At 65.6% G+C, this 11,292-nt stretch carries 10 protein-coding genes; 6 read left to right on the top strand and 4 right to left on the bottom strand.

Going from position 1 to position 11,292, the window contains the following annotated elements; translation table 11 throughout:
* Window positions 1–100: 100 nt before the first annotated feature.
* A complete protein-coding gene (locus AC5E6L_RS07340) occupies window positions 101–1,774 on the bottom strand; it encodes an NAD(P)H-dependent oxidoreductase subunit E (protein ID WP_491772303.1) in 1,674 nt (557 codons plus the stop codon).
* 200 nt (window positions 1,775–1,974) lie between these two features.
* Here AC5E6L_RS07340 and AC5E6L_RS07335 point away from each other — a divergent pair, with 200 nt between their 5' ends.
* Entirely contained in the window at window positions 1,975–3,558 is a 1,584-nt protein-coding gene (locus AC5E6L_RS07335) for a trimethylamine methyltransferase family protein (protein WP_491772299.1), read from the top strand.
* A gap of 20 nt (window positions 3,559–3,578) precedes the next feature.
* Here AC5E6L_RS07335 and AC5E6L_RS07330 read toward each other — a convergent pair whose 3' ends face one another.
* On the bottom strand, window positions 3,579–3,872 hold the full coding sequence (locus AC5E6L_RS07330) for a hypothetical protein (RefSeq protein ID WP_491772297.1): 294 nt from the start codon (window positions 3,870–3,872) through the stop codon (window positions 3,579–3,581).
* Between the two features lie 3 nt (window positions 3,873–3,875).
* The gene (locus AC5E6L_RS07325; RefSeq protein ID WP_491772295.1) at window positions 3,876–4,109 is read right to left on the bottom strand and encodes a hypothetical protein; all 234 of its coding nucleotides are present in this window, start codon (window positions 4,107–4,109) and stop codon (window positions 3,876–3,878) included.
* On the opposite strand from AC5E6L_RS07325, the gene AC5E6L_RS07320 reads away from it, so the two are divergent.
* The 5 genes from AC5E6L_RS07320 to bmt all read left to right on the top strand — a co-directional run bounded on the left by AC5E6L_RS07320 (window position 4,108) and on the right by bmt (window position 10,657).
* On the top strand, window positions 4,108–6,660 hold the full coding sequence (locus AC5E6L_RS07320; protein ID WP_491772293.1) for a GcvT family protein: 2,553 nt from the start codon (window positions 4,108–4,110) through the stop codon (window positions 6,658–6,660). The genes AC5E6L_RS07325 and AC5E6L_RS07320 overlap by 2 nt on opposite strands.
* 77 nt (window positions 6,661–6,737) lie before the next feature.
* Window positions 6,738–7,583, top strand: a complete 846-nt coding sequence (locus AC5E6L_RS07315) for a UDP-2,3-diacylglucosamine diphosphatase (RefSeq protein WP_491228884.1) — start codon at window positions 6,738–6,740, stop codon at window positions 7,581–7,583.
* Between the two features lie 61 nt (window positions 7,584–7,644).
* The gene (locus tag AC5E6L_RS07310; protein ID WP_491228883.1) at window positions 7,645–8,883 is read left to right on the top strand and encodes a BtaA family protein; all 1,239 of its coding nucleotides are present in this window, start codon (window positions 7,645–7,647) and stop codon (window positions 8,881–8,883) included.
* A 3-nt stretch (window positions 8,884–8,886) separates the two neighbouring features.
* The gene (locus tag AC5E6L_RS07305) at window positions 8,887–9,555 is read left to right on the top strand and encodes a class I SAM-dependent methyltransferase (protein ID WP_491228882.1); all 669 of its coding nucleotides are present in this window, start codon (window positions 8,887–8,889) and stop codon (window positions 9,553–9,555) included.
* A gap of 85 nt (window positions 9,556–9,640) precedes the next feature.
* Window positions 9,641–10,657, top strand: a complete 1,017-nt coding sequence (gene bmt / locus AC5E6L_RS07300; RefSeq protein ID WP_491772289.1) for a betaine--homocysteine S-methyltransferase — start codon at window positions 9,641–9,643, stop codon at window positions 10,655–10,657.
* A gap of 47 nt (window positions 10,658–10,704) precedes the next feature.
* On the opposite strand, the gene AC5E6L_RS07295 is transcribed toward bmt, so the two are convergent.
* Window positions 10,705–11,292 (bottom strand): SbmA/BacA-like family transporter (locus AC5E6L_RS07295; RefSeq protein WP_491772287.1); only part of this gene is annotated, 588 nt, incomplete at its 5' end.

Here is an 11,292-nt window from a genome sequence, read left to right as displayed (position 1 = left end):
GCGATTGCCTCCGACTGCTTGTCGTCGAAAGCCTGGGTGAGATTGAGGATCTCAACGGCGCCCATAAGCAACTCCAAAACCGTCCAACGGATGATACATATCACAGATCCCCGCGAAAATGGGTCAGAAGGTGATTGACCGGATTGGGGACGGCCTGGCCGAGCCCGCAAATGGACGCATCGCGCATCACCTGTTCAAGGTCCCTGATCGTGCCCTCGTCAAGCGGTCCCTCCTGCGACAAAAGCCGCACCAGCTTCTCGGTCCCCGACCGGCACGGCGTGCACTGGCCGCAGCTTTCATGGGCGAAGAACTGCATCAGGTTCAGGACGGCGTCGCGGATATTGTCCTTGTCCGACAGGATGACGACCGCATGGCTGCCGACGAAGGCGCCGTGCCGGAACAGCGTGTCGCCGAAATCGAGCGGAATGTCGTCCATCGACGCGGGCAGGATGCCGCCCGAGGCGCCGCCGGGCAGATAGGCCTTGAAGGCATGGCCGTCGGCCATGCCGCCGCAATGGCCGTTGATCAGTTCGCGCACCGTGATGCCGGCGGGCGCCAGCTTGACGCCCGGCTCCCTGACGCGGCCCGAGACCGACCATGAGCGCGGACCGGGATGGCCGGGCTTGCCTTGCGCGGCGAACCAGGCCGGCCCTTTCTCCACGATGTCGCGAATCCAGTGCAGCGTCTCGACATTGTGGTTCAGGGTCGGCCGGCCGAACAGGCCGACCTCGGCGATATAGGGCGGGCGGTGGCGCGGCAGGCCGCGCTTGCCCTCGATCGATTCGATCATCGCCGACTCTTCGCCGCAAATGTAGGCGCCGGCGCCGCGGCGCAGCTCGATGAAGCCCTCGGCGCAAAGGCCCGCCTGCTCCAGCGCGGCGATTTCCGTGCGCAGGATTTCCAGCACGGCGGGATATTCGTCCCGCATGTAGAGGTAGATGCGGTTCGCCTCGACGGCATGGGCGGCGATCAGCGCGCCCTCCAGCATGCGGTGCGGGTCGCTTTCAAGATAAAAGCGGTCCTTGAACGTGCCCGGTTCGCCCTCGTCGCCATTGATCGTCATCAGGCGCGGGCCGGGATAGGACCGGACGAAGCCCCATTTGCGGCCGGCCGGAAAGCCCGCCCCGCCAAGGCCCCTGAGACTTGCGTCCGACAGTATCGCGACAAGCGCATCGACATCGAGTGCGCCGCTGCGCACTCGTTCGAGCACCCGATAGCCGCCGGACCGCCGATAGGCATGCAAGGGGACGTAGTCGGGGACGGCGACATCGAACGCGCTCGCATCGGCCATTTGCGCCAGCGTGCCGGCATCGGCGTGGTCGACCTCGCGGTCGCCGATGCGGGCTGCGGGCGCGGTGGCGCATCGGCCCATGCAGGGCGCGCGCAGAACCCGGATCTTGGCCGGATCGACCTTCGCCTCAAGGTCGGCCAACAGCGGTTCGGCGCCGGCCAGCATGCACGAAATGGAATCGCACACGCGTATGGTCAGCGGCGCGGGCTTCTCCTCGCCCTCCTTGACCACATCGAAATGGTCATAGAAGGACGCGACCTCATAGACCTCGGCCTGGGCGAGCCGCATTTCCTCGGCCAGGGCGCGCAGATGGCGTGCTTCCAGACAGCCATAGCTGTCCTGGATTGCATGCAGATGCTCGATCAGCAGGTCGCGCCGGCGCGGCGCCTCGCCCAGGAGCGTGCGCACCTCATCGAGCGCGACATCGTCGAGCTGCCGGCCTTTCGGCAGGTGTGACCCGCGTCGGCCGCGGACGGTTTGCATCTGGTTCATCGGCGTGGATCGCACCTCCCTGCACCTGACGCTAGCGCGGCGCAGACAAGATGACTTTCCTTCGAGCGTCAAGCACGCGTCGTGATCGCCATGGTGCGGGGCATCGATGTCGCTTTGCCTGCCCTCAAGGTCGAAGAATTGATCGTGGCGCGCGCGGGCAGGGGCGACAGTGCAGGGATTGGGAGACGTCGATGGACCCTTTGATCAGCGATGCGGCACAGGGCCGGCCAAGGCGGGCCAAGCGCGGCGGCCGGGCGGGCAACAGCCGGCGCGGCGGCGCGGCGATCCGCCAGATGCCGTGGGAGATTCCCCTCAACACCGACGCGCCGACCGAGCCGCTGCCGCCCGAGGGCGTCCAAGCGATCCATGGCGGCGCGATGCGCATCCTCGAAGAGGTCGGCGTCCAATTCCTGAACCTGGAAGCTGTCGACATTTTCCGCAAGGCGGGCTGCCTGGTCGACAATGAAAGCGCCGAGGGCGCCCGCGTGCGCTTCGGCCGCGACTATATCATGGAGAAGCTGGCGCTGGCACCGCGCCGGTTCACCATCACACCGCGCAACGAAGACCGCCGCATCACGATCGGCGGCAACCATATCGTGTTCGGCAACGTGTCCTCCCCGCCCAACTGCTCCGATCTCGACCGGGGGCGGCGCGTCGGCGACCGCGCCTCCTTCCGGGACCTGATCAGGCTGACGCAATATTTCAACTGCATCCATCTGGCCGGCGGCTATCCGGTCGAACCGATGGATCTGCATCCCTCCATCCGGCATCTCGACTGTCTCTACGACAAGCTGACCCTGACCGACAAGGTGATGCACGCCTATTCGCTGGGCACCGAGCGCATCGAGGACGTCATGGAGATGGTGCGCATCGCCGGCGGCCTGACGCATGAGCAATTCGATGCCGCACCGCGCATGTTCACCAACATCAACTCGACCTCGCCGCTCAAGCATGACTGGCCGATGATCGACGGGCTGATGCGGCTGGCGCGCCGCGGGCAACCCACCATCGTCACCCCCTTCACGCTGGCCGGCGCGATGAGCCCGGTCACGCTGGCCGGCACGGTGGCGCAATCGCTCGCCGAGTCGCTGTGCGCGGTGGCGCTGGTGCAGACGATCAAGCCCGGCTGCCCCGTCGCCATCGGCACCTTCTCATCGAATGTCGACATGAAGACCGGCGCGCCCGCCTTCGGCACGCCCGACTATATGCGTACCACGCAGATGACCGGGCAGATGGCGCGCTTTTACGGCCTGCCGCTGCGCGCGTCCAACACCTGCGTGTCCAACGCGCCGGACAATCAGGCGACCTGGGAAAGCGCGCACTCGCTGTTCGCGGCGATCACGTCGGGCACGAATATCGTCTACCACGCGGCCGGCTGGCTGGAGGGCGGGCTGTGCGCCTCCTATGAGAAATTCATCATGGATTGCGAACAGCTCCAGCAGCTCGTCGCCTATATGAAGCCGGTCAAATGGGATGAGAACGAGATCGCGCTCGACGCCATCGCCGAGGTGGGCCAGGGCGGGCATTTCTTCGGCATCCGGCACACGCAGGATCGCTACGAGACGGCATTCTATGCGCCGTTCCTGTCGGACTGGAGCAATTTCGAGACCTGGCGCGACCGCGGATCGGTGCAGACCGTGGAGCGCGCCAACAAAATCTGGAAGCAGATCCTCGCCGAATTCGAGCCGCCGCCGATGGATGCTGCGATCCGCGAGGAACTGGAGGACTTCGTCGCCCGCCGCAAGCAGGAAGGCGGCGCGCCGACGGATTTCTGACGATGCCGGCTATGCGCTCATCAGTCGATGAAACCGAGAATGTTGGCGACAGCCATCGCGCCGACGAGCATGCCGAACGTGCCGCCCATGACCGTCAAGGTCGCCCCATAGGCCGTGCCGACACCGGGCCTGGTCGCAAGGACGGCATCGATGCGCATCAGATCCTTGTCGATGCCGGACAGGCGCGCATCGATCTTCTCGAACCGCTTGTCGGCCTGCTCGAACCTTTGATCGACCTGCTCGAAACGCGCTTCCATGCGCGTCTGCATGGTCTCGATCATCGATTTCAGCGTCTGGAACTGATCCTCGGACATCGGCTAACCCCCAAACAGGCGCGGCACGATGGATATGACCGCGATGACGACACCGGCGAGGATCATGAACGGAATCCAGAAGCGCTCGCGGCTGATCTGCGCCGTTTCGGCAACCAGCTTTGCGATCTCGGCGCGCATCCTGTCGTCGGCCAGCGCCTGTTCTTCAGCGATCATGACAAACGCGATCACTGGATAGAATATAACGTGAACATTTGCCGCTGACAAGGGAAAGACCATGAAAACATCCACGCGCGTGGTCGTCATCGGAGGCGGGGTCGTCGGCTGCTCTGTGCTCTATCACCTGGCGAAAGCCGGCTGGACCGACATCATGCTGATCGAGCGTTCGGAACTGACCTCGGGCTCGTCCTGGCACGCGGCGGGCGGGTTCCACACGCTCAACGGCGATCCGAACGTGGCGAAACTGCAAGCCTATACGGTCGGGCTCTACGAGGAGCTCGAACGGGTTTCGGGCCAGTCCTGCGGGCTGCACCTGACCGGCGGCGTCATGCTGGCCGAAAGCGCAGAGCGGATGGACTTTCTGCGCACGCTGCACGCCAAGGGGCGGCACCTGGGCATGCAGACCGAGCTGATCACGCCGTCCGAGGCCAGGGCCATGTTCCCGCTGATGGACGAAAGCCGGTTCGTCGGCGCGCTTTGGGACCCGGTCGAGGGCCATCTCGACCCGTCCGGCACGACGCATGCCTATGCCCGCGCCGCAAGGGCGCTGGGCGCGCAGATCGTGCTGCGCAATCCGGTCAGGGAGCTGACGCAGGATTCGGGCGGCACCTGGAACGTGATCACCGAGCACGGCACGGTCCGGGCCGAGCATGTGGTCAATGCCGGCGGCCTTTGGGCGCGCGAGGTGGGGCGCATGGTCGGCCTCGAACTGCCGCTGCTCGCCATGGAGCACATGTATCTTCTGACCGAGGACATGCCCGAGGTGATCGAGTTCAACGAGACCCATGGGCGCGAACTGATCCATGCGGTCGATTTCCGGGGCGAAATCTACACGCGCCAGGAGCGCAAGGGCATGCTTCTGGGCACCTATGAGCAGGCTTGCGTGCCCTGGTCGCCGGTCGACACGCCCTGGGATTTCGGCCACGAACTGCTGCAACCCGACCTCGACCGGCTCGCGCCGTCGCTGGAGATCGGCTTCAAGCATTTCCCGCCCTTCGAGCGCGCCGGCATCAAGCAGGTCATCAACGGCCCCTTCACCTTCGCGCCCGACGGCAACCCTCTGGTCGGCCCGGTCCGGGGCCTGACCAATTTCTGGTCGGCCTGCGCGGTGATGGCCGGCTTCTCCCAGGGCGGCGGCGTCGGGCTGACGCTCGCCAACTGGATGGTCGAGGGCGATCCGGGCGCCGATGTGTGGGGCATGGATGTCGCGCGCTACGGCGAATGGGCGACGCTGCGCTACACCAACGCCAAGGTCCGCGAGAACTATTCGCGCCGCTTCCGCATCCGCTATCCCAACGAGGAACTGCCGGCCGCAAGGCCGCACCAGACAACGCCCATCCACGACATCCAGGTCAACGAGAACCATGCGGTGATGGGCGATTCATGGGCGCTGGAGACACCGCTCTGGTATGCGCCGTCGGCCGGGGAAGCGCACGATGTGGTCAGTTTCCACCGGTCCAACGATTTCGCGCATATCGCCGCCGAGGTAAGGAATGTGCGCGACAATGTCGGCGTCACCGAGATCTCGAACTTCGCCAAGTACGAGGTCGCCGGCCCCGGCGCCGAAGCCTGGCTGTCGCACCTGATGACCAACACCATGCCGAAGATCGGCCGCATGGTGCTGACGCCGATGCTCAACGGGTTCGGCAAGCTGATCGGCGATTTCACCATCGCCAGGCTGGGCGAAGAGCTGTTCATGGTCTGGGGCTCGTCGGCGGCGCAGATCCACCACATGCGCTGGTTCGAGCGGCATCTGCCCGATGACGGGTCGGTCGCCGTCAGATGCCTGGGCATGGGGCTGATGGGGCTTTCGATCGCGGGGCCCAACAGCCGCGCCGTGCTCGCCAGGCTGACCGACCGGGATGTCTCCAACGACGCCTTCGGCTTCATGGACAGCCGCAAGATGGACGTGCAAGGGGCGCCCTGCATCGTCAGCCGCATCTCCTATACGGGCGATCTGGGCTATGAGATCTGGTGCGAGCCGGCCTATCTGCGCACGCTTTATCTGGACATCAAGGCGGCCGGCGCCGAATTCGGCATCAGGGATTTCGGCATGCGGGCGCTTTTGTCGATGCGTCTTGAGAAGAACTTTCCGACCTGGGGGCACGAACTGCGGCCGATCTACGGGCCTTTCGAGGGAGCGATGGACCGGTTCGTCAAGCTGACGAAGAACGATTTCATCGGCCGCGAGGCGGCGGCGAAAGAGAAGGCGGACGGGCCCAAGCTGCGCCGCGTCTCCTTCATCATCGAGGCCGATACCGCCGATGTGATGCATGACGAACCGGTCTGGGCGAAGGTCGGCGACATCGACCACGGCACGGTCGGCGCGCCCGAAAGGGTCGGCCCGCGCCGCTTCGACGGCACGAACGAACTGGACCCGCCCGGCATGGCGACCATCGCCGACGGCGACTGGCGCGTGGTCGGCTGGGTGACGTCGGGCGGCTATGCGCACACGGTCGGCGCCTCAATGGCGCAGGGCTATGTGCCGGCCGCGCTCGCCGGCCGTGGCGATGCCGGCATGTTCGAGATCGAGGTGCTCGGCGTGCGTCGGCCAGCGACAATCGCGGTCGATCCGCCCTTCGACCCCGAAGGCAGGCGCATGCGCGGCTAGGGTCCCGAGCCCGGCTCGTCACACGCATGACATATGAGTCTGATTCTGGATTGCGAAACGACACGTCGGGCCATGTCATGAAAGAGCCGAAGCGGTTTCGGACGCTGTTCCTGTCCGATATCCATCTGGGGACACGCGGCTGCCAGGCCGAGATGCTCATCGACTTCCTGCGCGAGCACGACGCCGGGCGCATCTATCTGGTCGGCGACATTTTCGACGGCTGGCGCCTAAAAAAGGGCTGGTACTGGCCGCAGGCGCACAATGACGTGGTCCAGAAGCTTTTGCGCAAGGCGCGCAAGGGCACCGAGATCATTTACATCCCCGGCAATCACGACGAGGTCATGCGCTCCTATCTGGGCTCGCATTTCGGTGGCATCGAGGTGCGCGACCGCGACGTGCACGAGGCCGCCGGCGGAACGCGCTATCTGGTCATCCATGGCGACCAGTTCGACATGGTCGTCCGGCACGCCAAATGGCTCGCCCATGTCGGCGACTGGGCCTACACGCTGGTGCTGTGGCTGAACGGCTGGTTCAACCGGCTCAAGCGGCTGTGGGGCGGCCAGTACTGGTCGCTGTCCAAATGGCTCAAGCTGAAGGTCAAGCAGGCCGTCAACTTCATCGGCGCCTTCGAGGAAACGCTGTCGGCCGAGGCGCGCCGGGCGGGGGTCGACGGCGTCATTTGCGGCCATATTCATCACGCGGCGATCAAGGAGCAGGCCGGCATCAAATATGTCAATACGGGCGACTGGGTGGAAAGCTGCACGGCCATCGCCGAGACCGAGGCGGGCGAGATGGTGCTGATCGACTGGGCCGCGATCGTCCGCGCGCGGCAGCGTGCAGCGAAGCTGGTCGACCTGCGCGCCGCAAGGCAGGACAAGCCCGCCAAGGACAAGCCCGCCAAGACCAAGCCGCGTGCCGCTTGAGCCGGCCCGCCACCGCTCTACCATAACAATGCAGCACACGAACCGATTGGACCCGAACACGATGGGCTCGCCCTCCGCCAAACCGACGGTGCGCACGCAGCTCGGCACCGCCGTGCAGCAGAACAGGACATGGTCCGTCACCGGCCTTCTGGAACGCGCCTTCGCGCAAACCTTCACCGGGCTCGTCTATGCGCAGATCTGGGAAGACCCGGTCGTGGACATGGAGGCGCTCGACATCGGGCCCGACGACCGGATCGTCGCCATCGCCTCGGGCGGCTGCAACGTGATGAGCTATCTGACCGCCGAACCGGCCTTGGTCGAAGCGGTCGACCTGTCGCCGGCCCATATCGCGCTCAACCGGCTCAAATATGCGGCGGCGGCGCATCTGCCGGACCATGACGCCCTGTTCGGCCTGTTCGGAAAGGCCGATGTGAAAGGCAATGCGGCGCTGTTTGACCGTTATCTCGCCCCGCAGCTGGACCTTGCGACGGTCGATTACTGGAACGGCCGCATGGGCCTGACCGGGCGGCGGATCGACATGTTCGAGCGCCGCTTCTACCGGTTCGGCGCGCTCGGCCTCTTCATCGGCTGGGGCCACCGCATCGCCCGCATGAAGGGGATCGACCTGACCCAGTTCGTGCGGTGCGGCGATCTTGAGGCGCAAAGGCGCTTCTTCGAGGAGAAGGTCAGGCCGGCCATCGACAGCCGCCTCATCCGCTGGATCACGCTCAACCGCGCCTCGCTGTTCGGGCTGGGCATTCCTCCGCAGCAATATGAGGCGCTGGCCGGCGCGGCCGATGGCGACATGCACGCCGTGCTGACCGAGCGCACGCGCGCGCTGATGTGCGATTTTCCGGTCTCGGAGAACTATTTCGCCTGGGCCGCCTTCAATCGGGGCTACGATCCGTCCGGCGCGGGGCCGCTGCCGCCCTATCTGCAACCGGACAATTACGAGGCCGTCCGCGCCAACGCCCGCAAGGCGTCGATCCGCAACCGCGCGCTGACCCCGTTCCTCGCCGGTCAGCCGGCGGCGAGCAAGGACTGCTACGTGCTGCTCGACGCGCAGGACTGGATGACCGACGCCCAGCTCAACGCCCTCTGGACGCAGATCACCCGGACGGCCCGCCCCGGCGCGCGCGTCATCTTCCGCACCGCCGGGATCGAGACGATACTGCCGGGCCGCGTCTCGCACAGCCTTCTGTCGCGCTGGGACTATCATCGCGAGCGCTCGGAGGCCCTGCACCGCAAGGATCGCTCGGCGATCTATGGCGGCTTCCACCTCTACACGCTCAAAGGGTAAGCCGTGGCCGACACATCGACGACGGAGCCGCATGGTCGGCTGATGGACGCGGTCTACCGCAACCAGCGCCACATCTACGACCTGACGCGCAGATATTATCTGCTCGGGCGCGACCGGATGATCGCCGAACTGGACGTGCCCGAAGGCGGCGCCGTTCTGGAGGTGGCCTGCGGCACCGGGCGCAACCTGGCGCTGGCGGCCATGCGCTATCCGGACGCGACGTTCTACGGCTTCGACATCTCCGCCGAGATGCTCAAATCGGCACGGGGGGCCATCGCCCGCAAGCGCCTGACCGGTCGCATCGCGCTGACCGAGGGCGATGCGACGGACTTCGATCCGGCAGCGATGTTCGGCGTGCAGGCTTTCGACCGGGTGTTCATCTCCTATTCGGTGTCGATGATCCCGGTCTGGAAGGAAGCGGTCGCCCACGCGATGACGGTCGTGAAGCCGGGCGGCGAACTGCACGTGCTCGATTTCGGCCAGCAGGCGCGCCTGCCGCGCTGGTTCCGCGCCGGGCTGCACCGATGGCTGGCGCGCTTTCACGTTACGCCGCGCGCCGACATGGAGCCGGTGATGGCGGACATCGCCAGGACCCACGGGGCGGATATGGCGTTTTGCGCGCTCTATCGCGACTATGCCCGGTACGGGCGCATTCGCCGGCCGGCGCCCTGAGCGGCGCGGGCGCACAAGCGGGTTGCAATGACATAAAGACTTCCTTATGCGTTCATGTCTTCCAGTCGCTTGAGCGGAGAACCCCATGGCCGCCGACAACCCCCTTGCCGCCCTGATCGCCCAGAAGGGCGTCCTGCTCGCCGATGGCGCGACGGGCACGAACCTGTTCGCCATGGGGCTTGAATCGGGCGATGCGCCCGAATTGTGGAACATCGACGCGCCCGAAAAGATCGTCGCGTTGCACCGGGGCTTCGTGGATGCGGGCTCGGACATCATCCTGACCAATTCGTTCGGCGGCACGCGCCATCGCCTGAAGCTGCATCATGCGCACGATCGCGTGCACGAACTGAACAAGGCGGCGGCCGAGATCGCCCGGCGCGTCGCCGACGCCGCGCCGCGCAAGGTGATCGTCGCCGGTTCGGTGGGGCCGACCGGCGAACTGCTGCGGCCGCTGGGCGCTCTGAGCTTCGATGAAACGGTCGAAGCGTTTCGCGAGCAGATCGCTGGCCTGAAGGCGGGCGGCGCGGACATTGCCTGGATCGAGACCATGTCGGCGCCCGAGGAGATGCGCGCGGCGGCCGAAGCCGCCATCGCCGAGGCCATGCCCTATAGCTGCACGGCCTCGTTCGACACGGCGGGCAAGTCGATGATGGGCCTGCATCCGAAAAACATCGTCCATGTGTTCGACGAGGTTTCCGGCAAGCCGGCGGCGGTCGGCGCCAATTGCGGCGTCGGCGCGTCCGACATCCTGTCCTCGCTTCTCGACATGCGTCAGGGCGCGCCGGACGCCACCATCATCGTCAAGGGCAATTGCGGCATTCCCGAATTCCAGGGCGAGAACATCGTCTATTCGGGCACGCCGGAACTGATGGCGGACTATGTGCGGCTGGCGATCGACGGCGGCGCGCAGATCATCGGCGGCTGCTGCGGCACGTCCTTCGAGCATCTGAAGGCGATGCGCGCCGCGCTCGACGCGCACACCAGGGCCGAGCCGCCGACGCTGGAGACCATCGCCGAGCGGATAGGCCCGCTGGTCAACAGCCCCGCGGCCGACGGCGACGCCGCCCCCAAACGCGCGCGCCGCGGCCGGCGGCGGGGTTAAGGCTTGCGCCGTCATTGCGGCGACAAGCCCCAGGATGACGAACCGCTCTAAACCCCCGGCCCGAACGTTTTGATGTCGGCCTTGCCGGCGCCGTGAAGCTCCAGCCATTCGCGGTCGATGTCCGGCAAGTCGCGGTCATCAATGGCAAGTTCAAACGACTGAAGGCGCTTGTAGATCGACAGCAATTCGACGATCGTCGTCCAGGAATTGACCAGATACTGGAACGAGTTGGAGACCTGGTTGAAGGCAAACACAATCTGCTGGAACACACCGAACGTGAAGCCGACCGCAGCGCCGGCGGCAATCGTCGGTATCAACAGAAACAGCACGAAGATGTTGTCGATCTGTAGATACATGAACCGGAAAATGTTGAAATACATGTATTCCAGGTACAGTCGGAAATAATTGTTCCGAACATCGCCGAACAAGTCGCGGACCCTCATCGGCTCGGCGCGTTCGGCGCGATCCTCGCCATAGACCAGTTCCTTCCGATACGCCGCCTCGACGCGCTGGTTCTTGAATTCGAGGCCAGGAAGCCGGATGCCGACCAGGGCGAGGAGCCCGGTGCCGAAAATCGACCACACGATCGCCGCCGTGAACAGCGGCGCCGGAACGGCGCCGACGATCGGCAATTC

The sequence above is a fragment of the Roseitalea sp. genome, from assembly GCF_984466335.1.
The sequence above is the reverse complement of the archived record's forward strand: the minus strand, read 5'-3'. Positions and strand labels throughout refer to the sequence as shown.

Bases quoted from the DNA above. Each gene is read 5' to 3' on its own strand.
- AC5E6L_RS07340 (WP_491772303.1), bottom strand. From the start codon at position 1,774: ATGCAAACCGTCCGCGGCCGACGCGGGTCACACCTGCCGAAAGGCCGG.
- AC5E6L_RS07335 (WP_491772299.1), top strand. From the start codon at position 1,975: ATGGACCCTTTGATCAGCGATGCGGCACAGGGCCGGCCAAGGCGGGCC.
- AC5E6L_RS07330 (WP_491772297.1), bottom strand. From the start codon at position 3,872: ATGTCCGAGGATCAGTTCCAGACGCTGAAATCGATGATCGAGACCATG.
- AC5E6L_RS07320 (WP_491772293.1), top strand. From the start codon at position 4,108: ATGAAAACATCCACGCGCGTGGTCGTCATCGGAGGCGGGGTCGTCGGC.
- AC5E6L_RS07325 (WP_491772295.1), bottom strand. From the start codon at position 4,109: ATGGTCTTTCCCTTGTCAGCGGCAAATGTTCACGTTATATTCTATCCA.
- AC5E6L_RS07315 (WP_491228884.1), top strand. From the start codon at position 6,738: ATGAAAGAGCCGAAGCGGTTTCGGACGCTGTTCCTGTCCGATATCCAT.
- AC5E6L_RS07310 (WP_491228883.1), top strand. From the start codon at position 7,645: ATGGGCTCGCCCTCCGCCAAACCGACGGTGCGCACGCAGCTCGGCACC.
- bmt (WP_491772289.1), top strand. From the start codon at position 9,641: ATGGCCGCCGACAACCCCCTTGCCGCCCTGATCGCCCAGAAGGGCGTC.